This window comes from Serratia proteamaculans, assembly GCF_013337185.1.
GTDB classification, from domain to species: Bacteria; Pseudomonadota; Gammaproteobacteria; order Enterobacterales; family Enterobacteriaceae; genus Serratia; species Serratia proteamaculans_D.
On record NZ_SWDE01000003.1, the window covers coordinates 301,340 to 326,097 of the forward strand.

The window sequence follows — 24,758 nt, forward strand, 5'->3', positions numbered from 1 at the left end:
AGTGATGAGCAATCTGCATTATTTATCTTTTCAGGGTAAACAACCAGACTCTGTTGTACCAGCACTCCGCTGATAAAAACCGCATGAGGGCAACACAATGCAACAACGTCAATTAGGTCCCAATGGCCCGACCGTTTCTGCTCTGGGGCTGGGCTGCATGGGGATGAGTGATTTCTATTCGACGGCGCAGGACGAGAAAGAGGCCATTGCCACCCTGCACCGGGCATTGGAGCTGGGGGTCACCCTGCTCGATACCGCCGACATGTACGGCCCGCACACCAACGAACAGTTGATTGGCAAAGCGATCAAGGGCAAACGGCAGCAGGTTTTCCTGGCCACCAAATTTGGCATCCTGCGCGATCCGGCCAATCCCGGTGCCAGGGGCGTCAGCAGTCGGCCGGAGTATATCCGTCGTTCGGTAGAAGGCAGCCTGCAGCGGCTTGGGGTGGAGGCGATAGACCTTTATTACCAGCACCGCGTGGATCCTGATGTGCCGATTGAAGAGGTGGTGGGCACCATGGCAGACCTGATCGGCGAAGGTAAAATCCGCTACATCGGGCTGAGTGAGGCTTCGGTCGCTACGCTTGAGCGTGCGCATAAGGTGCATCCGATAACCGCGTTGCAGACCGAGTATTCACTGTGGACGCGCGATGCCGAACAAGGGGTATTGGCGGCCTGTGAGCGTCTGGGCATCGGCTTTGTGCCTTACAGCCCGTTGGGAAGAGGTTTTCTGACCGGAGCTATCCAACGGCCGGAAGATCTGGATGCTGACGACTTCCGCCGCAGTAATCCGCGTTTCCAGGGGGAAAACTTTGCCCGTAATCTGGAACTGGTGGCGAAAGTGACCGAGTTGGCCAAACAAAAAGGCGTGGCCCCTTCACAGTTGGCGCTGGCGTGGGTATTGGCGCAGGGCGAATACATTGTGCCGATCCCGGGGACCAAGCGTCGTCGTTATCTGGAAGAGAACATTGCGGCGGTCGAACTGACGCTGAGCCAGGCTGAACTGGCGGCGATTGAGGCGGTATTCCCGTTGCAGGCAGCGGCGGGCGCACGCTACGGCGCAGAGTCGATGACCTATATCAACGGTTAAAAAAAGGGCGCGGCGTGTGAACGCTGCGCCCTGATATCCGCTATTCGCGGGCGGCGTTACTTATTTCTTCTTCTTGGCATCGCGTGGTGCACGGGCAACCGTTGCCTGATACACCTTGAAGCGGCCGTTTTGTGCCAGCACTTCATGGCTGCCGAAGGTGGCGTCCAGAATATCCGGGTACGGCAGGAAGGCGTTGGCCACGATGCGCAGACGACCGCCGATAGGCAGGTGCTTTAACGCACCGCGGATCAGGGTTTCTGCTGCGGTCAGGCTGGTTTGCAGCCCGTCATGGAACGGCGGGTTGGAGATGATCAGGTCGAAACGGCCGGTAATGTCGGAATAGACGTTACTGACGATCACTTCACCTTCAATGCCGTTGGCGGCCAGCGTCGCGCGGCTCGATTCAATAGCTGCGGCGTTGACGTCGCTGAGGGTCAGCTTCATTTTTGGTGACAGTTTGGACAGCACCGAGGCCATTACGCCAGCACCACAACCCACGTCCAGCACTTTGCCTTTCATGTGTTTATCCAGCGTCGACAGCAGCAGTGAGCTACCGACATCCAGCCCGTCACGGCTGAACACGCCCGGCAGGGTTTTCACTTCCAGATCGTGCAACTGATAGCTTTCCCACCAGTCTTCCAGGTTGAATTCGGTCTGGGTGTCCAGGCGACCGTGATACAGGCCACAGCGGCGGGCGCTGTCGATTTTCACCAGCGTGGCGTAGTCTTCGATCATTTGATCGGCGCTGCGCACGCCGCTGCGGTTCTCACCGACCACGAACACGTCGGTACCTACCGGCAGCAGTGCCAGAATGTTGCACAGCTGGAATTGCGCTTCCTGTTTGCTCTTCGGCCAGTAGTAGATCAGCGTATCGCACTCGGCGACGAACGCGGCGTCTACGGTCAGGCCGTACTGCACGTTGTCACCCATCGCCCGGTTCAGTAACTGCCAGTGATGGTATTGCTGGGTATGGACACGCACATCCGCGGCCTCAAATTGGGCCGGCAGGGCGTCCTGCAGGTCACCGGCGAACAGAACACGGCGTTCGATAAACTCATCACTGTGGCGCAGCATGACTTCACTGGCGGGGGTTAATGCAGACATCAGGTTTTGGCTCCTAGAAATTAGATCGGGGATTATAGAGCTTTGTGGCGATATGTTCGACGGGTTTGTTGGCGCAGGCCGCGCGGGTTTGTTAGCATAGCGCGGCGCATGGCAGGCATGGCGCACCACAACGGGTAGATCCTGACAGGAATCGGCATGGCATCAAAACGCGACTGGCTGTTACAACAACTGGGTATTACGCAGTGGACATTGCGCCGCCCGGGCGTGTTGCAGGGCGAAGTGGCGGTCAGCCTGCCACCCGAGGTGCGTTTACTGGTCGTGGCGCAGGCCTTGCCTGAGCATAACGATCCGCTGTTTTGCGACGTGCTGCGCAGCCTGGGGCTGACCCCGGCGCAAACCTATGGCCTGACGCCGGATCAGGTGGCGATGTTGCCTGAAGATACCGAATGCAACAGTTGGCGGTTGGGCGTTGCGGAGCCGCTTGCGGTGGCCGGCGCGCAGCTATACAGCCCGGCACTGGCCGAGCTTTCTCTCGATGCGAGTGCCAAACGCGCACTCTGGCAGCAGATTTGTCATCATGAACAAGATTTCTACCCTGACCGCGGCCGATCTGGCCACAGCCTTCACGATTGAGCAAGCCAGCCACGCCTTTCCTTGGACACAAGCTACCTTTGCCAGTAATCAGGGCGATCGCTACCTTAACCTGAAACTGGAAGCCGACGGGCAGATGGCGGGATTTGCCATCACCCAAATCGTGCTGGATGAAGCCACGCTGTTCAATATCGCCATTCATCCCGACTGGCAACGCCAGGGTTTTGGCCGCCAACTGTTGGAAGCGCTGATTGCACAGTTGGAACCCCGCGGCGTGTTTACGCTGTGGCTGGAAGTGCGAGCCTCTAACCGTGCCGCCATCGCGCTGTACGAAGATCTCGGCTTTAATGAAGTCACCATCCGCCGTAACTACTACCCTGCAGCCAATGGGCGCGAAGACGCTATCGTCATGGCGCTGCCGCTGGCTTGAATCCAAAAAACAACTTTTTTATTGTTTTATCGTTAATTTACAATAAACAGGTTGTTTTCGCACCGCTGTACAACTAATTTGTTGTTTATTGATGCAAATACAAATAATGAGTTGTTTTGAGGTGATGAATGAAAAAATCATCAGAAATATCAACGATATTAAAAGAAAAACGCGCTGAGCTGGGCTGGAACCAAAAAGACTTTTTGATGAAGATTGGCATGACCCAGCAACAATATCAGCGTATTGAATCCGGTAGTGATATGCGGATGAGCACGCTGCTACGTATATTGATGGCAATGGATTTGGAATGCGTTATCGTGCCGAAAAACAAGGTGCGTGAAGTGGAGTTATCGCTTCAAACGGGAGCAGATAGAGTTTCAGAAGCGAATGGATTACCCAGTTTCGAAAGAAAGCTGAAAGATCTCGAGGACTAGCTGATGAATGGACAGCGGCAGGTTGAATCGGTACGGGCATTAGCCCTGGTTTTATACCATGTGCGTATTGGTGTGCTGGCGCATTATAGCGGCGGCAAAAATATCCTGACGTTTGATCCGCATGATAAATATCGTGGCAAAAACTATGAGCAAATAGCGGCTTATCTTTACGAGTGGGGCAGTGATCCCTTGGCTGATGCGCAGCAAATGGCTCGTCGCCTGTTGGCCAACATTCTGCTGGCTAATGGCGATGCTCATATCAAAAACTGGTCAATGATTTATCCCAACAAAACCGATGTTCGGCTCTCTCCTGCTTATGACATCGTAACCACTTTGGCTTATATTCCGCGTGAGTCAGAAGTGGCGCTGAATATGGCAAGGGAGAAGCGTTGGTCAATGATTTCAATGCAAACTTTCGAACATTGGGCGGATCGTGTTGGTCTGCCCTGGCCTGCTATACGGGTGCATTTATTGGATGCCATCGACCAGGCGCGCACCCTATGGCCGGATCTATTGGCAACCCTACCGATGGCGAAAGAGCATAAAGCGATATTGCACCAGCATTGGACTTCGTTGTCGCCGGATTTCCGCCTGCATTGAGGATTTAATCTATCTTCGCTGGATCCATTGATTGTCACCGGTTGGTAAATCAGCGAAAATACCCGGCTATTATCTTTTATTTACCGCTTTGCCTGGCGCCGTGCGCGGCGCGTTCTGATGCTTTCGCAGGGCGGACTAACTGTAGAATCTGAAAAACATGTCTCCTAGTGAATTTGCCCGCGAAGTCTCGAAAAGAAGAACTTTCGCCATCATCTCGCACCCCGATGCCGGTAAAACGACCATTACCGAAAAGGTGTTGTTATTCGGACAGGCTATCCAGACCGCCGGTACGGTAAAGGGCCGCGGCTCAAATCAGCATGCCAAATCCGACTGGATGGAAATGGAAAAGCAGCGTGGGATCTCAATCACCACCTCGGTGATGCAGTTCCCGTACCGCGAATGCCTGGTTAACCTGCTGGATACCCCGGGGCACGAAGACTTCTCCGAAGATACCTACCGCACCCTGACCGCTGTCGACTGCTGTCTGATGGTGATCGACGCCGCCAAAGGGGTTGAGGATCGTACCCGCAAGCTGATGGAAGTTACCCGTCTGCGCGATACGCCGATCCTGACCTTTATGAACAAACTGGACCGCGACATCCGCGATCCGATGGAAGTGATGGATGAAGTCGAGCGCGAGCTGAAAATCGCCTGCTCACCGATCACCTGGCCTATCGGCTGCGGCAAGCTGTTTAAAGGGGTTTATCATCTGTACAAGGATGAAACCTACCTTTATCAGACCGGTAAAGGTCACACCATCCAGGAAGTGCGTATTGTCAAAGGGTTGGATAACCCGGAGCTGGACGCCGCCGTGGGTGAAGACCTGGCCGCGCAGCTGCGTGAAGAGCTGGAGCTGGTGCAGGGCGCATCCCACGAGTTCGATCATGAAGCTTTCCTGAGCGGTGATTTGACGCCGGTATTCTTCGGTACCGCTTTGGGTAACTTCGGTGTGGACCATATGCTTGACGGCCTGGTGGCTTGGGCTCCAGCGCCGATGCCGCGTCAAAGCAGCACCCGTGAAGTGGTTGCGGCGGAAGAGAAATTCACCGGTTTCGTGTTCAAGATCCAGGCTAACATGGATCCTAAACACCGTGACCGCGTGGCCTTTATGCGCGTGGTCTCCGGCCGCTACGAGAAAGGCATGAAGCTGCGCCAGGTACGCACCGGTAAAGACGTGGTGATCTCCGACGCTCTGACCTTTATGGCGGGTGACCGTTCGCACGTCGAAGAGGCTTATCCGGGCGATATCATTGGTCTGCATAACCACGGCACCATTCAGATCGGCGATACCTTCACCCAGGGTGAAGATATGAAGTTCACCGGTATTCCGAACTTCGCGCCGGAGCTGTTCCGTCGCATTCGTCTGCGCGATCCGCTGAAGCAAAAACAGCTGCTGAAAGGCCTGGTGCAACTGTCCGAAGAAGGGGCCGTGCAGGTATTCCGTCCGATCGCCAGCAACGATTTGATCGTCGGTGCGGTCGGTGTGCTGCAGTTCGAAGTGGTGGTTGCACGCCTGAAAAGCGAATACAACGTCGAAGCCTTGTACGAGTCGGTCAACGTTTCGACCGCCCGTTGGGTTGAATGCAGCGACGTGAAGAAGTTTGAAGAGTTCAAGCGCAAGTGTGAGCTTAACCTGGCGTTGGACGGCGGCGACAACCTGTCTTACATCGCGCCAACCATGGTTAACCTGAATATCACCCAGGAACGCTACCCTGAAGTGGTGTTCCGCAAGACACGCGAGCACTAACAGAACAGCAGGGCGCCTTAGGGCGCCCTGTATAGTCTCCCCCCATCAGAGCCTGCTAATTAGTTAATCCTCCTCACCAGTTATTGCATTCCTCATCGTCAACCGCGTTTTGCCGGGCAGCACCTGCTTTTTTTGTCATATGGTCTATATTTAACAGGGCATAACCGATCGGGTAAGCGTAATTCACTGCTTTTTGTCATAACCGCAGCGAGTTATTCGGAACTGTTGCCAATTAGAGACAGTGTGATGTCATGTAAATCAATAACATAGCGATAACATGGGTTTTACTGACAGGTGTTGTCGTCAATAGGCGACAGTTTTTAGCCTAAAATGTAAGCGATATTTATTTTGTTATTGATTTTAAATGGTTTTTTAAAATTGGCACAGCCGTTGCAATACTCCTGATGTGGCAACAATCGTTTAACGTGAATGTTTGAACGTATAGAAATCGTGAAGTATTACTGAGTGGGCCGCGTTATGGCGGCTGAAGGATCCGTAACCATTTTGGATCCACAACCAAAGGAAGAGATCGATGAAAAATACTAAATTTGCACAATCACTGATGGCTGTTGTTTTGGGTTCCGTTCTGGTTAGTGGCAGCGCGCTGGCTGAAGATACCATGCTCAATAAAGCGTCAAGTGCCGCTGATAGCGCGGGTGCCAAAATCGATAGCTCCATGAAAAAAGTTGACGGCTACATGGATGACAGCGCAACAACGGCTAAAGTTAAAAGTGCGCTGGTCGATGACAAATCCATCGCCAGCTCTGATATCTCGGTGAAAACCGAAAAAGGCACCGTCACCCTGAGTGGTTTTGTCGGCAGCCAGACGCAGGCCGAGCACGCGGTTGAAGTGGCCGGTAAAGTGGAAGGCGTCAAATCCGTCAGCGACAAGCTGCATGTGAAAGACGAAAGCAAACAGTCCATGAAGGCTTATGCCGGTGATACTGCGACCACCAGCGAACTGAAGGCCAAACTGCTGGCCGATGACATCGTACCTTCACGTAACGTGAAAGTAGAAACCACCGACGGTGTGGTACAGCTTTCCGGTGAAGTGAAAACTCAGGCGCAGTCAGAACGTGCAGAAAGCATTGCCAAGGCTATCGACGGTGTGAAAAGCGTTAAAAACGACCTGGTCGTTAAGCCATAAATTTTTTAGCAAGCGCAACAACAAGCACCAAATCCTGGGTTAGCCGTGAGGCTAGCCCAGGATGCACCATCAAAAAAAGAAACTGACCGGCAGTCTGGTTGCGCCCGAGAAGGGCACGGATTGCGATGTGTTTTTTCACTATGGTAAGGAGAAGCTTATGTTTCGTTGGGGCATTATCTTTTTAGTCATCGCATTGATTGCTGCAGCATTAGGTTTTGGTTCACTGGCGGGTACCGCCGCCTGGGCTGCAAAAATCGTCTTCGTCGTAGGGATCATTCTGTTCCTGGTCAGCCTGTTTACCGGCCGCCGACGCCCTTAGCTTTATCCTCAAAGTGTAACAAAGCTTAATCTGTTTTCTCGCAGTAGGGAGGTCAGTCATGAACAGCGACATCATCCTCGGACGCTGGAAACAGCTGAAGGGCCGGGTGTGTCAGAGGTTGGCGCAGTGGTCTGACAGCGACTGCATCTGGCTGATGGGCAGCAATGATTGCCTCTCTGGTGTACTGCAAGAGGATTACGGAAGAGAGCAATACAAGGTATCCTCGGGTAAAACGTCTCACTGAGGATGCAGGGTTGGGATACAGAATACCCATCACGCTCGGCAATATCGAACCGCTGGCGTATAAACCTTACCGGCCCGGTAAAATGGCGCTGGTATGTGAAGGGGGCGGGCAGCGCGGCATTTTTACTGCCGGCGTGCTGGACGAGTTCCAGCGTGCCCGCTTTAATCCTTTTGATCTGATGATCGGCACTTCTGCCGGCGCGCAGAACCTCTCGGCTTTTATTTGTGGCCAGATGGGCTACGCACGGCGGGTGATCACCCGCTATACCACCTCCGCTGAATTCTTTAACCCGTTGCGCTTTGTGCGCGGCGGGCATCTGATCGATCTCGACTGGCTGCTCGATACCACTTCGCAACAGGTCCCGTTGGCGATGGACGTTGCGGAAAAAAGCCTGATTGATGGCCGTGAATTCCTGATGTGTGCCTGCCGCAGTGATGACTTCGAACCGACCTACCTGCCGGCGCAACGTGAAAGCTGGTTGCCGGCCCTCAAGGCTTCCAGTGCCATCCCCGGTTTTTACCGCATGGGTGTGGAGCTGGACGGCGTCAGCTATCAGGATGGCGGCATCAGCGATGCGATCCCGGTTGAAGAAGCCTATCGCCGGGGCGCAGATACCATTGTGGTGATCCGCACCGTGCCGTCGCAGATGTACTACACGCCACAGTGGATGAAACGCATGGAGCGCTTGCTGAGCGAAAGCAGCCTGCAGCAGATGGTGCGCATCCTGCAACACCACGAGCAAAGTTACCACCGCATCCAGCAGTTTATTGAGAAGCCGCCCGGCAAGCTGCGCATCTTCGAGATTTTCCCGCCGAAGCCGCTGGCCAGTAATGCCCTGGGGAGCCGCCTAACGTCGCTCAATCAGGATTATCATCTGGGCCGTAAGTGCGGGCGCTACTTCCTGGCCACCGTCGGCCACTGGCTGGTAGAACAGGATAAACTGGACGGCATGAAGGTGAAAAAGGCGCTGTCACGCCGTTTGATCCAACCGGAAAATGTGATCATGCCTTCACCGATTATTACTGACATCAGTCACCCGCGTGATCTTGCCAACCCGTCTGAAGCCAAGCTGGCGGCGATGGACATTATTTTGCCGGGTGAAGTGCCGCCGGGCGAGGGTGGCCAGCTGTGATGCACGACTTCACCGACACCCACTGCCATTTCGATTTCCCACCCTTTAGCGATCATGAGCCTGAAAGCCTGGCGCTGGCGGAGCAAGCGGGTGTGCGACGGATTATCGTACCAACGGTGACCGCCGATCGTTTTGTGCGGGTGTTAAAGCTGGCACGCGATTATCCACCGCTGTTTGCCGCCCTGGGGCTACACCCGCTGTATATTGCCGAGCACCATGAACCGGAGCTGGAGCAATTGACCGGGTTTCTGGCCAGCCGACCGCCGAAGCTGGTGGCGGTGGGGGAGATTGGCCTCGATCTGTATATGGAAAACCCGCAGTTTGAACGGCAACAGCGGGTGTTAACCGCGCAATTGAAGCTGGCAAAGCAATATGATTTACCGGTGATCCTGCATTCGCGTCGCAGTCACGATCAGTTGGCGGCAATGCTGCGTCGCACCGAAGTGCCGCGGCGTGGCGTGGTACATGGCTTTGCCGGCAGCCTGTCGCAGGCGCAGGCGTTTATTCGTCTGGGGTATTACATTGGCGTAGGGGGCACCATCAGCTATGAGCGGGCACAGAAAACCCGCAATGTGATGGCCCAACTGCCACTGACCTCGCTGTTATTGGAAACCGATGCACCAGATATGCCGCTGGCCGGTTACCAGGGGCAAGCCAACCGCCCCGAACGCGCGGTGGAAGTGTTCCATACGCTGTGCCAACTTCGCTCTGAATCCCCGGATGATATTGCCGCCCATCTGCAACACAACACTCACGCCTTGTTTAAATTACTTTAAATAAAAATAAGTGTATTTATTTTATTGAAAGATGATTTTAATTTATTGGATGCGTTTGAATTTATATGTGGTAATTACTGTTGTATAAATATGTGCTGTCAATCACAGTACCTGACTGTGATGTTGGATTTAATGCCTGTCTGCAATACCTCTTTATTTGTCGGATATGACTAAATCTATGGTCAACGTTTAAAGTTATTTTTCTTAATCTAGTATTCATGGAGGAAATACAATGAGAGGCATTAATATATTAGTTGCTGGACTACTGGGGGCCTGTGGTTCGGCACTTGCGGTTGATATTACTATCTACCATACCAATGATTTGCATGCCAACGTCTATCCTTTCAAAGCGCCTTATATCAGTAAAGATCAAAAAGTGGGCGGGATGGCCAATATTGCGGGAATCGTTAAAGCGGCCAAAGAGAAAGACAAGGGTGTTTTCTTTTTTGATGCGGGTGATTTCTTTACCGGCCCCTATATTAGTACCCTCACCAAAGGGGAGGCCATCGTTGATGTGATGAATCAAATGTCGTTTGATGCCGTCTCCATAGGCAACCATGAGTTCGATCATGGTGTGCCCAATATGATACAGCAGCTTGATAAAGCCACTTTCCCCGTGCTGTTGGGTAACCTGTTCTATGAAAAAAGTGATAAACCGGTCTGGAATAAACCCTGGGTGATTTTGGAGAAAGAAGGCGTCAAGATTGGTGTTATTGGTTTGCATGGAAAGTTCGCGTTTTACGACACCGTGAATAAAAATATGCGTAATGGCGTTGAAATGCGCGATGAAGTCGATTACTTGAAAAAGTATCTCAAAGAGATCCGCAGCAAAGTTGATATTACCGTCTTATTGGTGCATGAAGGTGTTCCCGCCCGTCAGTCAAGTTTTGGGGCTGCTGATGTGAGCCGACTTTTAAGTAAAGATATTGAACTGGCGAAGCAGGTCGAAGGATTGGATATTATTATTACGGGTCATGCCCATGTGGGAACCCCAAAACCGATAAAAGTAAATAATACTCTAATTGTATCTACCGATGCCTATGGTATCGACCTGGGTAAATTGGTTTTGAATATTGATGATAGCAACAAGAAAATAACCGGGTATCGCGGGCAGTTGATCAATATTCGGGATGGGGAAGTCACACCAGATAAAGCAACGGCAGATAAAATCAAGCTGTGGTCAGACAAACTGAAGACAATCACCCAGCAAAAAATAGGCGTGGCCAGCGCAGAGTTGACGCGTTCCTATGGGGAGTCCTCCCCAGTTGGCAATATGGTGGGTGATGCTTTTCTGGCGACGACAGCCAATGCACGTTTTGCATTCGTCAACAGCGGTGGGTTAAGGAGTGAACTGGCGAAAGGGGATATTCTTCTTGGCGATATTATCACCATGTTCCCCTTCCCGGATGACTTAACTTATATGGAAATCAACGGCAAGCAACTGCGTTCACTAATGAATCATGCTGCCAATTTGACCAATGGCATATTGCAGGTTTCACGTGGGTTGGAGATGCGGTACGACAGCAGTAAGCCCATTGATCAGCGCATTGTGTCACTCAAGGTCGATGGTAAGCCCGTCGAGAATGATGTCTGGTATCCCATCGTGGTGAATTCTTTCCTGGCGACCGGTGGCGATGGCTTTAGCGCCTTTACCGAGGGCCGTAATTCTAAAGTGATCGCCGGCAGCAGCGCGGCAGATGCGGTGGTGGAATATATCAAAGCCCAGCCGCAGCTTCAGCCTAACGAGCAAAAGCGCATTGAGGATAGCTCATCTTAGTAGGGCGGCAGAAGGGATGGCGGAGGAAGAGTGATGTGCTCCAGCCGCCGCCATCTCTTTTTATGGGGTTGCTGAAAACTGGGGTGTAAGGAAGCGAAGATTCGCGATAGCAGCAAGATGACGCTTTATGGACTCTCTGAGCGTCAAAACACGCTTTAAATGTGATGAGCGTCACGCTATAAGATTTTCATTTGCTTCCTGTTGTATACATTTGTGACATAAATCGGTGCGAGTGCCGTCTTGCTCCGTATAATCACACCCCGAAATCACTCATAAGCAGCCCTCGCGGTATAACCGGACAGGGATGCATTTCTTTTTTTTCGCAACAGGGATACTTCGCATGCAACTCATCATGAGCCTGATCGGCATGGCGGCGCTGATCGCCATTGCCGTGCTGCTCTCCAGCAACCGCCGCGCGATTAGGTTTCGCACCGTTGGCTGGGCATTTGTTCTTCAGGTCGCCATCGGCGCGCTGGTGCTGTATGTCCCGGTGGGCCGTTCCATTCTTGGCGGTATGTCGGCCGGCGTGGCTAACGTGATTGCCTATGGTAATCAGGGGATCTCATTTATCTTCGGCGGTCTGGTTTCCGACAAGATGTTTGAAGTCTTTGGCGGCGGCGGCTTCGTTTTTGCGCTGCGCGTCCTGCCGGTGATCGTGTTCTTCTCCTCGCTGATTGCGGTGCTTTACTACCTGGGCATAATGCAACTGGTGATCCGCGTGTTGGGCGGCGGCGTGCAAAAACTGCTGGGCACCTCGCGGACGGAATCACTGTCGGCCACTGCCAATATCTTTGTTGGCCAGACCGAAGCTCCGCTGGTGGTGCGTCCGTATATCGCCACCATGACCCAGTCTGAACTGTTTACCGTGATGTGCGGCGGCCTGGCCTCGGTGGCCGGTTCGGTGTTGGCGGGTTATGCCCAGATGGGCGTACCGCTGGAATACCTGATTGCCGCTTCGTTCATGGCCGCACCGGGTGGCCTGCTGTTTGCCAAGCTGATGGTGCCGGAAACCGAAAAAACCCACGACAAAGACGATGCGACGAAACTGATCGCAGAAGAAGACCGTCCGGCCAACGTGATCGATGCGGCGGCTTCTGGCGCAGCTTCCGGTATGCAGTTGGCACTGAACGTGGGCGCAATGCTGCTGGCGTTTATCGCGCTGATCGCCCTGTTGAACGGCATTCTTGGCGGTATCGGTGGTTGGTTTGACTATCCACAGCTGTCGCTGGAGTTGATCCTGGGCTGGGTGTTCTCACCGATTGCCTTCCTGATCGGCGTGCCTTGGCATGAAGCGATGACCGCCGGTTCGTTTATCGGCCAGAAAATTATCGTGAATGAATTTGTTGCCTACATGAACTTTGGCGCTTACCTGCGTCCGGACGACGTGGTGGCGGCAGACGGGTTGCAGGTGCTTTCGGCCCATACCAAGGCGATCATCTCCTTTGCCCTGTGCGGCTTTGCCAACCTGTCATCGGTGGCGATCCTGCTCGGTGGCCTGGGCAGCATGGCACCGAACCGCCGTCACGACATCGCACGTTTCGGCCTGAAAGCCGTAGCGGCGGGCACGCTCTCCAACCTGATGAGCGCGACCATCGCCGGGTTCTTCCTGGCGCTGTAAGCCCAGGGTTGTCCTGCATAGGGCGACAGGCTCTATACCCGTCGTCTTTCAAGCCGCAGCGTTGTTACCTGCTTACAAGGCCCATCCATGGGCCTTGCCCTTTCAGGGCCGCTGCAAGCAGCGTTCAAATCTGTTCCCGACAGATTTGTCGCTCACCCCAGTTACTTACTAAAGTAAGCGCCTGAGGATGAGCGAGCTGGGCGCCAAGCTGCAACTTGAAAGCCATAGGGTATATATTGCAGGACAGCGCCTATACTTCTAACACGGGCACAGGATGCTGTGCTCGCTGTCTTTGCCCGTTTCTTTAGTGAATTTGTGAACGATATCGCGTTATTTTGTGATGTTCTTCACATATAATTCCGTCCTGTTACAGTGTTATTTCATATAGTGTGACTGTGAGCGCGAATTGCCCCTGGCGATCGTGTTCAAATAGCTATTACTGACCCTGCGCGATGCGGAGGGTATGTGCGGTGAGAAGGATCTCAGTTGCCGATGGGGGAACCCGTTCCCCAGCGCTATCTTCAAGGAACCAAGTCCGCTCGCCAACACCCAGATTCTCAGTTGGAGAGTTTTATGACCGAATTAACCGCAGCAGCGCAACGTGCGCTGACCTTAATGGATTTAACCACGCTGAACGATGATGACACCGATGAGAAAGTGATCGCGCTGTGTCGTCAGGCGAACAGCCCGGCCGGACATACCGCGGCCCTCTGCATTTACCCGCGCTTTATCCCGGTGGCGCGCAAGGCCCTGCGTGAGCAGGGGACGCCAGACATCCGCATTGCGACCGTCACCAATTTCCCGCATGGCAACGATGATATCGAGATCGCGCTGGCGGAAACTCGCGCGGCTATCGCTTACGGCGCCGATGAAGTGGATGTGGTGTTCCCTTACCGCGCGCTGATCGCCGGTAATGAGCAGGTCGGTTTTGAACTGGTAAAACAGTGCAAACAGGCCTGTCTGGCCGCCAACGTGCTGCTGAAAGTGATCATCGAAAGCGGTGAGCTCAAGCAGGCCAATCTGATCCGCAAGGCGTCGGAAATTGCCATCAATGCCGGCGCAGACTTTATCAAGACCTCAACCGGTAAAGTGCCGGTCAACGCGACGCTGGAAAGCGCCGAGCTGATGATGTCGGTGATCCGTGATATGGGCGTCGCCAAGACGGTGGGCTTCAAGCCGGCCGGCGGTGTGCGTACGGCGGAAGACGCACTGCATTACCTGCAACTTGCCGATCGTATTCTGGGTGAGGGCTGGGCCGATGCGCGTCATTTCCGCTTCGGGGCTTCCAGCCTGTTAGCCAGCCTGTTGGCGACGCTGGGCCACGGTGCCGAGCCGTCTGGCAGCGGTTACTGATCGATTCCGTCGGCAAAGCGCGAAATAGCGCCTGCCCGCACTCTACATTAGCTAAAACAGGGGGATGCCTTGTTCCTGGCACAAGAAATTATTCGTAAAAAACGTGACGGCCAGCCGTTGAGCGAAGCGGAAATCCGCTTTTTCATCAATGGTATCCGTGACAATGTGGTTTCCGAAGGGCAGATCGCGGCGCTGGCGATGACCATTTACTTCCACGACATGACCATGCCGGAGCGCGTGGCGCTCACCATGGCGATGCGTGATTCCGGCACCGTGCTGGACTGGAAAAGTCTGTCACTGAACGGCCCATTGGTCGACAAGCATTCTACCGGTGGCGTGGGCGACGTGACTTCGCTGATGCTCGGCCCGATGGTGGCGGCTTGTGGTGGTTATGTGCCGATGATTTCAGGGCGTGGCCTGGGGCATACCGGCGGTACGCTGGACAAGCTGGAGGCGATCCCGGGCTTTAATATTTTCCCGGACGACAATGCCTTCCGTAAAATTATTCAGGACGTGGGCGTAGCGATTATCGGCCAGACCAGCTCGCTGGCCCCGGCGGACAAGCGTTTCTACGCGACCCGAGATATCACCGCTACCGTGGATTCTATCCCGCTGATCACCGCCTCGATTCTGGCGAAAAAGCTGGCAGAAGGGCTGGATGCGTTGGTGATGGATGTGAAGGTCGGTTCCGGTGCCTTTATGCCAACCTACGCATTGTCGGCCGATCTGGCGCAGGCGATTGTCGGTGTGGCGAACGGTGCAGGCTGTAAAACTACCGCGCTGCTGACTGACATGAACCAGGTGCTGGCTTCCAGCGCCGGTAATGCGGTCGAAGTTCGTGAAGCGGTTCGTTTCCTGACCGGTGAATACCGTAACCCACGCCTGCTGGAAGTGACGATGGCACTGTGCGTGGAAATGCTGCTTTCCGGTGGCCTGGCGAAAGATGACGCTGATGCGCGTGCCAAACTGCAGGCGGTGCTGGACAATGGTAAAGCGGCTGAAGTGTTTGGTCGCATGGTGGCGGCGCAACAGGGCCCGACCGATTTCGTCGAGCGCTACGACAGCTACCTGCCGGCCGCCACCCTGAGTAAACCGGTTTACGCCGAAAAACAGGGTATCATCAGTGCGATGGATACCCGTGCGCTGGGCATGGCGGTGGTATCGCTGGGCGGTGGTCGCCGTCGCGCGACCGACAATATCGACTACAGCGTCGGCCTGACCGGCATGGCGCGTCTGGGCGATAAAGTCGATACCCAGCAGCCGCTGGCGGTGATCCACGCCAACGACGAAGAAAGCTGGCAGCAGGCGGCCGAAGCGGTACGCAGTGCGATGGTGCTGAGTGACAAAGCGCCGGAAGTGACGCCAGTCGTTTATAAGCGCATCACAGAATAGGCTGTGTCCTTACAACATTGATATACCCTATGAATTTCAAGTTGCAGCTAGGCGGCTAGCGTGTGAATCCCCAGGAGCTTACTTTAGTAAGTGACTGGGGTTTACACGTGAAGCTAACAACGCTGCGGCTTGAAAGGCGACGGGTATACAGGAGATAAGCATGAAACGTACATTCATTATGGTATTAGACTCATTCGGTATTGGCGCAAGCGAAGATGCGGCGAAATTTGGCGATCAGGGCTCCGATACTCTGGGCCATATTGCCGAGGTTTGCGCGCGCGGTGAAGCCAACGTTGGCCGTCAGGGCCCGTTGACCCTGCCTAACCTGAGCCGACTGGGCCTGGGTAAAGCGGCGGAAGAGTCCACCGGTACCTTCCCGCAGGGGCTGGATCGCAATGCAGACATCATTGGCGCCTATGCTCACGCCAGCGAACTTTCTTCCGGTAAAGATACGCCGTCAGGCCACTGGGAAATTGCCGGCGTGCCGGTGTTGTTCGACTGGGGCTATTTCAGCGATGAGCACAACAGCTTCCCGCAGGAGCTGCTGGACAAGCTGGTTGAGCGCGCTAATCTGCCGGGTTACCTCGGCAACTGCCACTCTTCCGGCACCGTGATCCTCGACCAGTTGGGCGAAGAGCACATGAAAACCGGCAAGCCGATTTTCTACACCTCTGCCGACTCGGTCTTCCAGATCGCCTGTCACGAAGAGACCTTCGGCCTGGACCGTCTGTATGAGCTGTGTGAAATCGCCCGTGAAGAACTGACCGAAGGCGGTTATAACATTGGCCGCGTGATCGCGCGTCCGTTCCTGGGCGACAAGCCGGGCAACTTCCAGCGAACCGGTAACCGCCATGACCTGGCAGTAGAGCCACCGGCGCCAACCGTGCTGAAAAAGCTGGTGGACGAGAAGGGCGGCGAAGTGGTGTCTATCGGTAAAATCGCCGACATCTACGCTAACGTGGGCATCACCAAGAAGGTCAAGGCGACCGGTATCGACGCGCTGTTCGACGCCACCCTGATTGAAATGGAAAAAGCCGGCGACAACACCATCGTGTTCACCAACTTCGTTGATTTTGACTCCTCATACGGCCACCGCCGTGATGTTGCAGGCTACGCTGCTGCGCTGGAGTTGTTCGACCGCCGCCTGCCGGAGTTGCTGAAGCTGGTTAAAGATGAAGACATCATTATCTTCACCGCTGACCACGGCTGTGACCCAACCTGGCCGGGCACCGACCACACCCGCGAACACATTCCGGTGTTGGTTTACGGCCCGAAAGTAAAACCGGGCTCGCTGGGCCACCGTGAAACTTTCGCCGACATCGGCCAGACGATCGCCAGCTATTTTGGCGTGTCGCCGATGGATTACGGCAAATCGATGTTCTAAGCCCCGTCTTTCAAGCTGCAGCGTTGTTAGCTTCACGAGCAAACCCCAGTCACTTACTCAAGTAAGCTCCTGGGGATTCACTCGCTAGCTGCCTAGCTGCAACTCGAAATCCAATGGCTTAGATGTTTGGCGTTTTTATTAAATACTTAAATACGATTTCTAAAGGAAGACAATTATGGCTACGCCGCATATTAATGCTGAAATGGGTGATTTCGCTGACGTAGTACTGATGCCGGGCGATCCGCTGCGTGCAAAATACATCGCGGAAACTTTCCTGGAAGGCGCGGTGGAAGTGAACAACGTGCGTGGCATGCTGGGCTTCACCGGGACATACAAAGGCCGCAAAATCTCCGTAATGGGTCACGGTATGGGTATCCCGTCCTGCTCCATTTATGCGCGTGAACTGATTGCCGAGTTCGGCGTGAAGAAGATCATCCGTGTGGGTTCGTGCGGCGCGGTGCGTGACGATGTCAAACTGCGTGACGTGGTGATCGGCATGGGTGCTTGCACCGATTCCAAAGTGAACCGCATGCGTTTCAAGGATCATGACTACGCGGCAATCGCTGACTTTGACATGGTGCGTAACGCAGTAGACGCAGCGGCAGCGCAGGGTATCCCGGCGCGCGTAGGCAATATCTTCTCCGCTGACCTGTTCTACACGCCAGATCCGGACATGTTCCAGGTGATGAAGAAGTACGGCATCCTGGGTGTGGAAATGGAAGCGGCCGGTATTTACGGTGTGGCGGCGGAGCTGTACGAAGAGTTTGGCTGTAAGGCACTGACCATTTGTACCGTTTCTGACCACATTCTGCGTCACGAAGCGACTACCGCAGCAGAGCGTCAGACCACCTTTAACGAAATGATCGTTATCGCGCTGGAATCTGTACTGCTGGGCGACAAAGAGTAATATCCAGCGGGCGCAGCACTCTGCTGCGCCCCTGTAGCAATCTATTCACTAATCTATTCATTTCAGCAAGGTAAAAGCTGATTTTTCCTTTTGATTCAGTTAATTGATTGATCTCGAATCTATTCATTATCCATTCACCAGAATAGGGTGATCAGATTTTCTTCTCTTCTTCTTTGTTCGCATCCGACCGATCGTCGTCATCGTCATTTTCTACCGTGTTACCTTCCTCCAATGGCGTATTGGCGGTCAGCAGGTACGGCGATTGCTGCCAGCGGCTGCGACGGTGTTGCAGCAGCGTACGCGCCAGAATAATACCTATGGCCAGAGCCAGCAGGATCATCAGGCGCAGCAGGTTGGTGGTGTTGTCCACCTGTTTGGATTCGGTCGCCAGTACGTGGGTGTCCAGCGTGATGCGGATAAAGCCGATTGGGCCGTCTTTGCCCTGAATCGACTCGACCAGTTGATGATTGAAGTAGCTGCCGGCGCGTTTACCGTCGAGCGACAAACGATCGCGTATACTTATCTGTTCACCGGCGTGGGAAACCAATGTGCCGTCAAGCTGATAGACGCTGGCGTCCAGAATGCGGCTGCCCCCGGTGAGCTGTTTGAGGATGGCATCGATGCGCTGGTTATCGACGTCGCTGTCGTCGTCCATCAGCGGTGCCAGGCTGGACGCGACCTGTTTGGTCAGCGTTTGCGCCAGTTCTTCCACCTGTTCGGATCGCGCCAGTTGGTGACTCAGGCTAAAATAGGACGCGCCCTGCATCAGCAGTACCAGCAAAGCCAGACAAATCAGGATAATAGCGGTGCGGTGCAGGCGAAATTTCAGTTTAGCGCGAGCCATGCAGGTTCCTTGGGCATCTTGGACACTTTATGTTGCCAGAAGCAATGGCGATAGGATAGCTTGATGCGTCGTTTTATCATGCAGTGTTTTTTCAGGAGTTAAGGATGTCGAATAGTCTGACCTATTGCGATCTCCCGGCAGAGATCTCTCAATGGCCGGGTCTTCCCCTTTCGCTGAGCGGTGACGAAGTGATGCCGCTGGATTATCGGGCGGGTCATACCGGTTGGCTATTATATGGCAGAGAACTGAACAAAACGCGCATTACCGATTTCCAGCGCAAGCTGGGTGCGGCGATGGTGATTGTTACCGCCTGGTGCGTCGAGGATTATCAGGTGGTGCGTCTGGCAGGCACCCTGACGCCACGCGCCAAGCTGTTGGCGGCAGAGAGCGGGCTGGATGTGGCTCCTCTCGGCAAAATCCCTCATTTGCGCACCCCCGGGCTGCTGGTGATGGATATGGACTCTACGGCGATAGAGATTGAATGCATCGACGAGATCGCCAAACTGGCGGGCGTTGGTGAACAGGTGTCTGAAGTCACCGAACGCGCGATGCGCGGTGAACTGGACTTTACCGCCAGCCTGCGCCAACGCGTCGGCACGCTGAAAGGCGCCGATGCCAATATCCTCAAGCAGGTGCGCGATGAGCTGCCGCTGATGTCTGGGCTGGTGAATCTGGTGCGCAAGCTGCAGGCGATGGACTGGCATGTGGCGATCGCTTCCGGCGGTTTCACCTATTATGCCGAGTACCTGCGCGATAAACTAAAACTGGTGGCGGTGGCGGCTAATGAGCTGGAAATTCGCGACGGCAAGCTGACCGGTGAAGTGCTGGGACCGATAGTCGACGCGCAGTTTAAAGCCGATACGCTGGTCGCACTGGCTGAAAAGCTGGGTATTCCACCGCAGCAAACCGTGGCTATCGGCGACGGTGCCAACGATTTAAAAATGATGCAGGTTGCCGGGTTGGGCATTGCCTATCACGCCAAACCGAAAGTCTATGAGAAGGCGCAGGTGTCGATTCGCCATGCTGACCTGATTGGCGTGCTGTGTGTACTGACCGGCAGCCTGAAACACGAAGTTCGCTAAAATTGACCCTGTCCCGGCGATAGTGCCAGACAGCGGCAATGTGGTAAAAACAGAGGTAATACGTGGCAAAAGCAGCAAAACGGGCGTTTGTATGTAATGAGTGCGGAGCCGATTATCCGCGCTGGCAGGGGCAGTGCAGCGCTTGCCACGCCTGGAACAGCATTACAGAAGTGCGTCTGGCTGCGGTGTCTTCCTCTTCTCGCAATGAGCGCCTGAGCGGCTACGCCGGCGATGCCGGTATCAGCAAGGTGCAAAAGCTGTCGGACATCAGTCTGGATGAGCTGCCGCGTTTCTCCACCGGTTTCCTTGAGTTTGACCGGGTGCTGGGCGGTGGAGTGGTACCGGGCAGTGCGATCCTGATCGGCGGTAACCCTGGCGCCGGTAAAAGTACGCTGCTGTTACAGGTGCTGTGCAAACTTTCCGAACAGATGAAAACCCTGTATGTCACCGGTGAAGAATCATTGCAGCAGGTCGCGATGCGCGCTCACCGTCTCGGCTTGCCAACCGGTGGCCTGAATATGCTGTCGGAAACCAGTATCGAGCAGATCTGCCTGATTGCCGAGCAGGAACAGCCGAAACTGATGGTGATCGACTCCATTCAGGTGATGCACATGGCGGATATTCAGTCTTCGCCAGGCAGCGTAGCGCAGGTGCGTGAAACCGCCGCTTACCTGACGCGCTTCGCCAAGACGCGCGGTGTGGCCATTGTGATGGTGGGGCACGTTACCAAAGACGGCTCACTGGCCGGGCCGAAAGTTTTGGAACACTGTATCGACTGTTCGGTGCTGCTGGACGGCGACGCCGATTCGCGTTTTCGTACCCTGCGCAGCCACAAAAATCGCTTTGGTGCGGTGAATGAATTGGGCGTTTTCGCCATGACAGAGCAGGGCCTGCGTGAGGTCAGCAACCCGTCGGCCATTTTCCTCAGCCGTGGCGACGAGGTCACCTCCGGCAGTTCGGTGATGGTGGTGTGGGAAGGCACGCGGCCGTTGCTGGTGGAAATTCAGGCATTGGTGGATCATTCGATGATGTCCAATCCGCGCCGGGTGGCAGTAGGTCTGGAACAAAACCGGTTGGCGATCCTGCTGGCGGTGCTGCACCGCCACGGCGGGCTGCAGATGTCCGATCAGGACGTGTTCGTCAACGTGGTTGGCGGGGTGAAAGTCAGTGAAACCAGCGCCGACCTGGCGTTGCTGATGTCGCTGGTGTCCAGCCTGCGAGATCGCCCTCTGCCAAACGATTTGGTGGTGTTTGGCGAAGTGGGGCTGGCGGGGGAAATACGCCCGGTGCCGAGCGGTCAGGAACGTATTTCCGAAGCAGCCAAACACGGTTTCAAGCGCGCCATCGTGCCACATGCCAACGTCCCTAAAAAACCACCGGCCAATATGCAGGTGTTCGGCGTGAAGAAACTGGCGGACGCCCTGGACGTGCTGGAACAGTTTTATTAATTGCCACGCGGTGCACAGACTGTGCTATTTTGTTTAGCATATTAAACGGAGGGGCTATGCGGCAATTCGATTACCTGAAGGCGTCGATTAAGCAGAAGAACTGTACCCTGCAACAGGTGGCGGATGCCAGTGGCATGACCAAAGGCTACCTCAGCCAGTTGTTAAACGACAAAATCAAAAGTCCGAGCGCCCAGAAACTGGAGGCGCTGCACCGCTATCTTGGCCTGGAGTTTCCACGGCGTGAGAAAAAGGTCGGCGTAGTGTTTGGTAAATTTTACCCGCTGCACACCGGCCACATTTACCTGATCCAGCGCGCCTGCAGCCAGGTAGATGAGCTGCATGTGATCCTGTGTCACGATGAACCCCGCGACAGGGAGCTGTTCGAGAACAGTTCGATGTCGCAACAGCCGACGGTCAGCGATCGTCTGCGCTGGCTGCTGCAAACCTTCAAGTACCAGAAAAACATCCATATTCATTCCTTCGACGAACAGGGCATTGAACCCTATCCGCACGGCTGGAACGTCTGGAGTGACGGGGTGAAGGCTTTTCTGGAACAGAAAGCCATAGTGCCGAGCTTTATCTATTCCAGCGAAGCGCAGGATGCCCCGCGTTACCGTGAACATCTGGGGATTGAAACCGTTCTGATTGATCCCGAACGTTCATTTATGAATATCAGCGGCCGCCAGATCCGTCAGGATCCGTTCCTTTATTGGGATTATATTCCGACTGAAGTGAAGCCGTTCTTTGTTCGTACCGTGGCGATCCTCGGCGGTGAGTCGAGCGGTAAATCCACGCTGGTGAATAAGCTGGCAAACATCTTTAACACCACCAGTGCCTGGGAATATGGCCGCGACTATGTGTTCTCGCACCTCGGCGGGGATGAGATGGCGCTCCAGTATTCCGACTACGACAAGATTGCCCTCGGGCAGGCGCAGTACGTCGACTTTGCGGTGAAGTACGCCAACAAAGTGGCCTTTATCGACACCGACTTTGTCACCACTCAGGCCTTCTGCAAAAAATACGAAGGGCGCGAGCACCCCTTTGTGCAGGCGCTGATTGACGAGTACCGGTTTGATCTGGTGATCCTGCTGGAAAACAACACCCCCTGGGTGGCGGATGGCCTGCGCAGCCTGGGTAACCCCAGGGATCGCAAAGTGTTCCAGCATTTGTTGGAAGAGATGCTGCGGGCCAATAACATCGAGTATGTACACGTGGAATCCAGCGACTATGACGAACGCTTCCTGCGCTGCGTTGAGCTGGTTAAACAACTGCTGGCGGCGGATGCCAGTCGGCTGCTCGGTGTTGCGGCGGTATAAACCATCGGGGCGCAGTTCAGTGCTGCGCCCCAACTGTCATCAGTAAACAATCACCAGTTTGCCCTGCATATGCCCATCGAGCAGTTTTTTATGCGCGGCGGTCAGGGTGTCTACCGTCAGCCCCTGCAAGGTTTCGCTCAGGGTGGTGCTCAGTTTCCCTTCATCCAGCAGTTGCGCCACTTGCTTGAGGATCTCACCTTGTTGGGCAATGTCCGGCGTGGTGAACATGCTGCGAGTAAACATCAACTCCCAATGCAAAGCGGCACTTTTCAACTTCAGCGCATTTTGGTCCAACGGCTGTGCATTTTCGACGATGGTGCAGATGTGGCCCATTGGCGCAATCAGATCGGAAATCGCTTTCCAGTGGCCGTCGGTGTCGTTCAGGCAAAGAATATAATCCACATTCTCAATGCCTTGCTGCGCCAGATTGGCTTTCAGATCGCGGTAGTCCACCACCAGATCGGCACCGCGCTCCCGGCACCAGGCCGCTGACTCTGGGCGTGAGGCGGTCGCAATCACTTTTACCTGACTGCGCTGCGCGGCAAAGGGGATCGCCAGCGAACCAACGCCACCGGCACCGCCGATAATCAACAGGGTTTTGCCGGGAGCGGCGTCCTGAATCTTCAGATGTTCGAACAGCGCTTCCCAGGCGGTCAGGGCGGTCAATGGCATGGCCGCGGCTTCAGCCCAGTTCAGACTTTTCGGCTTATGGGCGGTAATACGCGAGTCAATCAACTGATGGGTAGTGTTGCTGCCTGGGCGGGTGATGTCACCGGCATACCAGACTTCATCGCCGGGTTTGAAACCGCTGACGCTGCTGCCCACTTCGGCCACGATACCGCTGGCATCCCAACCGAGAATGCGGGGCTGTTGCAGGCCACTTTTTTGCAGACCGGCATGGACCTTGGTATCCACCGGGTTGACCGACACCGCTTTGACTTCAACCAATAAATCGTACTGGCCTGGGGTGGGTTTTTCCGGGCTGATTTCAATGAAGTTGGTGGGGTTTTTAGGGTCTACGGCAATGGCTTTAATCGGCATGAGTTTGCTCCTTTCGAATGAATACCCTCAGTGTAGACCTGTTGGCACTTGATGATAAGATGGACAATAGCTAACTAAGTGTTCGTTTGAGGTGAACAATGAGGTTTAAACAGCTTCAGGATATGGCGTTGTTTGCGCTGGTGGCCGAATGTGGCAGCTATACCGCCGCCGCCAAACGGGCTGCCTTGCCAAAGTCCAGCGTCAGCCAGCGCATTAGTCAGTTGGAACAGACGCTGGGCCTGCGGCTGTTGAACCGCACCACACGTCAGCTCAATCTGACCTTTGCCGGCGAACGTTATCTGGAACACTGCCAGGAAATGCTGTCCGCCGCCGAACGGGCCGATCTGGCGCTGCAACGGTTGCGTGATAACCCCAGTGGACGGTTGCGCATCTCGACCCCCGCCGGGTTGGGGGCGACCTTGCTGGCGCGGCTGGCGGCGGATTTCCAGCGGCAATATCCGGATGTCTCGCTGGAGGTGTCGGTATCTGATGCTATGGTGGATATGGTGCAGGAAGGGCTCGATGCCGCGCTGCGTACCGGTAAGCCCCAGGATTCTTCCCTGATTGGCCGTCGTTTGGGGCATGCGCCACGTTATTTGCTGGCGTCACCGGCCTATCTGGCGCAGTCCCCGCCGATTGTCGATCCGCAACAATTGCAGCAGCACCGCTGTATTGCACACAGCTCCTGGCCGGTCTGGAGCCTGCGTCGGGGCGACGAGTATTTTCGTTGGCAGCTACCGATGCGGCATGTTACCGATAATCTGCTGTACGCGCGGGAATGTGCGATTTCCGGTGCGGGTATCACCTTGCTACCGGCTTTTCTCAGCCGTGAGGTGGTGGCGCAAAAACAACTGGTAGAGGTGTTGCCGGAATGGCAGGCGGAAGGTAATGAGCTGTATTTGGTTTATCCAAGCCGCAAGCTGAATTCACCGGCATTGGCCTGTTTTATCGACGTGGTATTGCAGCACCCGGTGTTTGACGATTATGCCCGCGAGCTGGCATGGGAATAAAAAAAGCGCCG

At 54.8% G+C, this 24,758-nt stretch carries 24 protein-coding genes; 21 read left to right on the forward strand and 3 right to left on the reverse strand.

Translation table 11 applies throughout. From position 1 onward, the window contains the following. The first annotated feature begins 97 nt into the window (after positions 1-97). Positions 98-1,090 carry an aldo/keto reductase gene (locus FCL49_RS14995; protein ID WP_174354191.1) on the forward strand — a complete coding sequence of 331 codons (993 nt, stop codon included), beginning with the start codon at positions 98-100 and terminating at the stop codon, positions 1,088-1,090. Between the two features lie 60 nt (positions 1,091-1,150). Here the strand turns inward: FCL49_RS14995 and rsmC are convergent, their stop codons facing one another. Further along, positions 1,151-2,194 (reverse strand): 16S rRNA (guanine(1207)-N(2))-methyltransferase RsmC, encoded by a 1,044-nt coding sequence (rsmC, locus tag FCL49_RS15000; protein WP_174354192.1) that lies wholly within the window; start codon positions 2,192-2,194, stop codon positions 1,151-1,153. A 156-nt stretch (positions 2,195-2,350) separates the two neighbouring features. Between rsmC and FCL49_RS15005 the strand changes: the two genes are divergently transcribed. The 16 genes from FCL49_RS15005 to deoD all read left to right on the forward strand — a co-directional run bounded on the left by FCL49_RS15005 (position 2,351) and on the right by deoD (position 18,006). Beyond that, complete coding sequence (locus FCL49_RS15005; protein ID WP_174354193.1) at positions 2,351-2,788, forward strand: DNA polymerase III subunit psi; 438 nt, start codon at positions 2,351-2,353, stop codon at positions 2,786-2,788. Beyond that, positions 2,733-3,176: a ribosomal protein S18-alanine N-acetyltransferase gene (gene rimI / locus FCL49_RS15010; protein ID WP_174354194.1), complete on the forward strand. Its 444-nt coding sequence runs from the start codon at positions 2,733-2,735 to the stop codon at positions 3,174-3,176. The genes FCL49_RS15005 and rimI overlap by 56 nt, the downstream gene beginning before the upstream one ends. A gap of 128 nt (positions 3,177-3,304) precedes the next feature. Then, positions 3,305-3,610, forward strand: a complete 306-nt coding sequence (locus FCL49_RS15015; RefSeq protein WP_174354195.1) for a helix-turn-helix domain-containing protein — start codon at positions 3,305-3,307, stop codon at positions 3,608-3,610. 3 nt (positions 3,611-3,613) lie between these two features. Next, on the forward strand, positions 3,614-4,210 hold the full coding sequence (locus tag FCL49_RS15020; RefSeq protein ID WP_254611086.1) for a type II toxin-antitoxin system HipA family toxin: 597 nt from the start codon (positions 3,614-3,616) through the stop codon (positions 4,208-4,210). 157 nt (positions 4,211-4,367) lie between these two features. Beyond that, positions 4,368-5,957 carry a peptide chain release factor 3 gene (gene prfC, locus FCL49_RS15025; protein WP_135315027.1) on the forward strand — a complete coding sequence of 530 codons (1,590 nt, stop codon included), beginning with the start codon at positions 4,368-4,370 and terminating at the stop codon, positions 5,955-5,957. A gap of 532 nt (positions 5,958-6,489) precedes the next feature. Continuing rightward, positions 6,490-7,104: a molecular chaperone OsmY gene (osmY, locus tag FCL49_RS15030; RefSeq protein WP_174354196.1), complete on the forward strand. Its 615-nt coding sequence runs from the start codon at positions 6,490-6,492 to the stop codon at positions 7,102-7,104. Between the two features lie 157 nt (positions 7,105-7,261). Further along, complete coding sequence (locus tag FCL49_RS15035; RefSeq protein ID WP_004857650.1) at positions 7,262-7,423, forward strand: DUF1328 domain-containing protein; 162 nt, start codon at positions 7,262-7,264, stop codon at positions 7,421-7,423. A gap of 58 nt (positions 7,424-7,481) precedes the next feature. After that, entirely contained in the window at positions 7,482-7,667 is a 186-nt protein-coding gene (locus tag FCL49_RS15040; protein WP_174354197.1) for a CsbD family protein, read from the forward strand. 10 nt (positions 7,668-7,677) lie between these two features. Next, the gene (locus tag FCL49_RS15045) at positions 7,678-8,799 is read left to right on the forward strand and encodes a patatin-like phospholipase family protein (RefSeq protein ID WP_174354198.1); all 1,122 of its coding nucleotides are present in this window, start codon (positions 7,678-7,680) and stop codon (positions 8,797-8,799) included. Next, positions 8,796-9,575 (forward strand): TatD family hydrolase, encoded by a 780-nt coding sequence (locus FCL49_RS15050; protein ID WP_174354199.1) that lies wholly within the window; start codon positions 8,796-8,798, stop codon positions 9,573-9,575. The genes FCL49_RS15045 and FCL49_RS15050 overlap by 4 nt, the downstream gene beginning before the upstream one ends. A 232-nt stretch (positions 9,576-9,807) precedes the next feature. Then, on the forward strand, positions 9,808-11,352 hold the full coding sequence (locus FCL49_RS15055) for a bifunctional metallophosphatase/5'-nucleotidase (RefSeq protein ID WP_174354200.1): 1,545 nt from the start codon (positions 9,808-9,810) through the stop codon (positions 11,350-11,352). A gap of 340 nt (positions 11,353-11,692) precedes the next feature. Then, entirely contained in the window at positions 11,693-12,970 is a 1,278-nt protein-coding gene (locus tag FCL49_RS15060) for a NupC/NupG family nucleoside CNT transporter (protein ID WP_174354201.1), read from the forward strand. A 573-nt stretch (positions 12,971-13,543) separates the two neighbouring features. Continuing rightward, a complete protein-coding gene (gene deoC / locus FCL49_RS15065; RefSeq protein WP_174354202.1) occupies positions 13,544-14,323 on the forward strand; it encodes a deoxyribose-phosphate aldolase in 780 nt (259 codons plus the stop codon). Between the two features lie 69 nt (positions 14,324-14,392). Continuing rightward, complete coding sequence (gene deoA, locus FCL49_RS15070; RefSeq protein WP_099063152.1) at positions 14,393-15,715, forward strand: thymidine phosphorylase; 1,323 nt, start codon at positions 14,393-14,395, stop codon at positions 15,713-15,715. Between the two features lie 160 nt (positions 15,716-15,875). Then, positions 15,876-17,099, forward strand: a complete 1,224-nt coding sequence (gene deoB / locus FCL49_RS15075) for a phosphopentomutase (RefSeq protein WP_174354203.1) — start codon at positions 15,876-15,878, stop codon at positions 17,097-17,099. Between the two features lie 175 nt (positions 17,100-17,274). Further along, positions 17,275-18,006 (forward strand): purine-nucleoside phosphorylase, encoded by a 732-nt coding sequence (deoD, locus tag FCL49_RS15080; protein WP_012005116.1) that lies wholly within the window; start codon positions 17,275-17,277, stop codon positions 18,004-18,006. A 151-nt stretch (positions 18,007-18,157) separates the two neighbouring features. On the opposite strand, the gene FCL49_RS15085 is transcribed toward deoD, so the two are convergent. Further along, complete coding sequence (locus FCL49_RS15085) at positions 18,158-18,850, reverse strand: YtjB family periplasmic protein (protein ID WP_174354204.1); 693 nt, start codon at positions 18,848-18,850, stop codon at positions 18,158-18,160. 104 nt (positions 18,851-18,954) lie between these two features. Between FCL49_RS15085 and serB the strand changes: the two genes are divergently transcribed. The 3 genes from serB to nadR all read left to right on the forward strand — a co-directional run bounded on the left by serB (position 18,955) and on the right by nadR (position 22,696). Further along, positions 18,955-19,932 (forward strand): phosphoserine phosphatase, encoded by a 978-nt coding sequence (gene serB / locus FCL49_RS15090; protein WP_174354205.1) that lies wholly within the window; start codon positions 18,955-18,957, stop codon positions 19,930-19,932. A gap of 62 nt (positions 19,933-19,994) precedes the next feature. Continuing rightward, positions 19,995-21,380: a DNA repair protein RadA gene (gene radA / locus FCL49_RS15095; protein ID WP_012005120.1), complete on the forward strand. Its 1,386-nt coding sequence runs from the start codon at positions 19,995-19,997 to the stop codon at positions 21,378-21,380. A 56-nt stretch (positions 21,381-21,436) separates the two neighbouring features. Further along, on the forward strand, positions 21,437-22,696 hold the full coding sequence (nadR, locus tag FCL49_RS15100; RefSeq protein WP_174354206.1) for a multifunctional transcriptional regulator/nicotinamide-nucleotide adenylyltransferase/ribosylnicotinamide kinase NadR: 1,260 nt from the start codon (positions 21,437-21,439) through the stop codon (positions 22,694-22,696). Between the two features lie 39 nt (positions 22,697-22,735). On the opposite strand, the gene FCL49_RS15105 is transcribed toward nadR, so the two are convergent. Next, complete coding sequence (locus FCL49_RS15105; protein WP_174354207.1) at positions 22,736-23,737, reverse strand: zinc-binding alcohol dehydrogenase family protein; 1,002 nt, start codon at positions 23,735-23,737, stop codon at positions 22,736-22,738. 98 nt (positions 23,738-23,835) lie between these two features. On the opposite strand from FCL49_RS15105, the gene FCL49_RS15110 reads away from it, so the two are divergent. After that, entirely contained in the window at positions 23,836-24,747 is a 912-nt protein-coding gene (locus tag FCL49_RS15110; protein WP_174354208.1) for a LysR family transcriptional regulator, read from the forward strand. Positions 24,748-24,758 lie beyond the last annotated feature (11 nt).

Excerpts from the sequence above, each read along its gene's own strand:
- deoD (WP_012005116.1), top strand. The coding sequence starts at position 17,275 with ATGGCTACGCCGCATATTAATGCTGAAATGGGTGATTTCGCTGACGTA.
- nadR (WP_174354206.1), top strand. The coding sequence starts at position 21,437 with ATGCGGCAATTCGATTACCTGAAGGCGTCGATTAAGCAGAAGAACTGT.
- prfC (WP_135315027.1), top strand. The coding sequence starts at position 4,368 with ATGTCTCCTAGTGAATTTGCCCGCGAAGTCTCGAAAAGAAGAACTTTC.
- FCL49_RS15020 (WP_254611086.1), top strand. The coding sequence starts at position 3,614 with ATGAATGGACAGCGGCAGGTTGAATCGGTACGGGCATTAGCCCTGGTT.
- FCL49_RS15110 (WP_174354208.1), top strand. The coding sequence starts at position 23,836 with ATGAGGTTTAAACAGCTTCAGGATATGGCGTTGTTTGCGCTGGTGGCC.
- FCL49_RS15015 (WP_174354195.1), top strand. The coding sequence starts at position 3,305 with ATGAAAAAATCATCAGAAATATCAACGATATTAAAAGAAAAACGCGCT.
- FCL49_RS15060 (WP_174354201.1), top strand. The coding sequence starts at position 11,693 with ATGCAACTCATCATGAGCCTGATCGGCATGGCGGCGCTGATCGCCATT.
- rsmC (WP_174354192.1), bottom strand. The coding sequence starts at position 2,194 with ATGTCTGCATTAACCCCCGCCAGTGAAGTCATGCTGCGCCACAGTGAT.
- FCL49_RS14995 (WP_174354191.1), top strand. The coding sequence starts at position 98 with ATGCAACAACGTCAATTAGGTCCCAATGGCCCGACCGTTTCTGCTCTG.
- FCL49_RS15040 (WP_174354197.1), top strand. The coding sequence starts at position 7,482 with ATGAACAGCGACATCATCCTCGGACGCTGGAAACAGCTGAAGGGCCGG.
- deoC (WP_174354202.1), top strand. The coding sequence starts at position 13,544 with ATGACCGAATTAACCGCAGCAGCGCAACGTGCGCTGACCTTAATGGAT.
- FCL49_RS15055 (WP_174354200.1), top strand. The coding sequence starts at position 9,808 with ATGAGAGGCATTAATATATTAGTTGCTGGACTACTGGGGGCCTGTGGT.
- FCL49_RS15085 (WP_174354204.1), bottom strand. The coding sequence starts at position 18,850 with ATGGCTCGCGCTAAACTGAAATTTCGCCTGCACCGCACCGCTATTATC.
- FCL49_RS15105 (WP_174354207.1), bottom strand. The coding sequence starts at position 23,737 with ATGCCGATTAAAGCCATTGCCGTAGACCCTAAAAACCCCACCAACTTC.
- FCL49_RS15035 (WP_004857650.1), top strand. The coding sequence starts at position 7,262 with ATGTTTCGTTGGGGCATTATCTTTTTAGTCATCGCATTGATTGCTGCA.
- deoB (WP_174354203.1), top strand. The coding sequence starts at position 15,876 with ATGAAACGTACATTCATTATGGTATTAGACTCATTCGGTATTGGCGCA.
- FCL49_RS15005 (WP_174354193.1), top strand. The coding sequence starts at position 2,351 with ATGGCATCAAAACGCGACTGGCTGTTACAACAACTGGGTATTACGCAG.
- serB (WP_174354205.1), top strand. The coding sequence starts at position 18,955 with ATGTCGAATAGTCTGACCTATTGCGATCTCCCGGCAGAGATCTCTCAA.
- rimI (WP_174354194.1), top strand. The coding sequence starts at position 2,733 with ATGAACAAGATTTCTACCCTGACCGCGGCCGATCTGGCCACAGCCTTC.
- osmY (WP_174354196.1), top strand. The coding sequence starts at position 6,490 with ATGAAAAATACTAAATTTGCACAATCACTGATGGCTGTTGTTTTGGGT.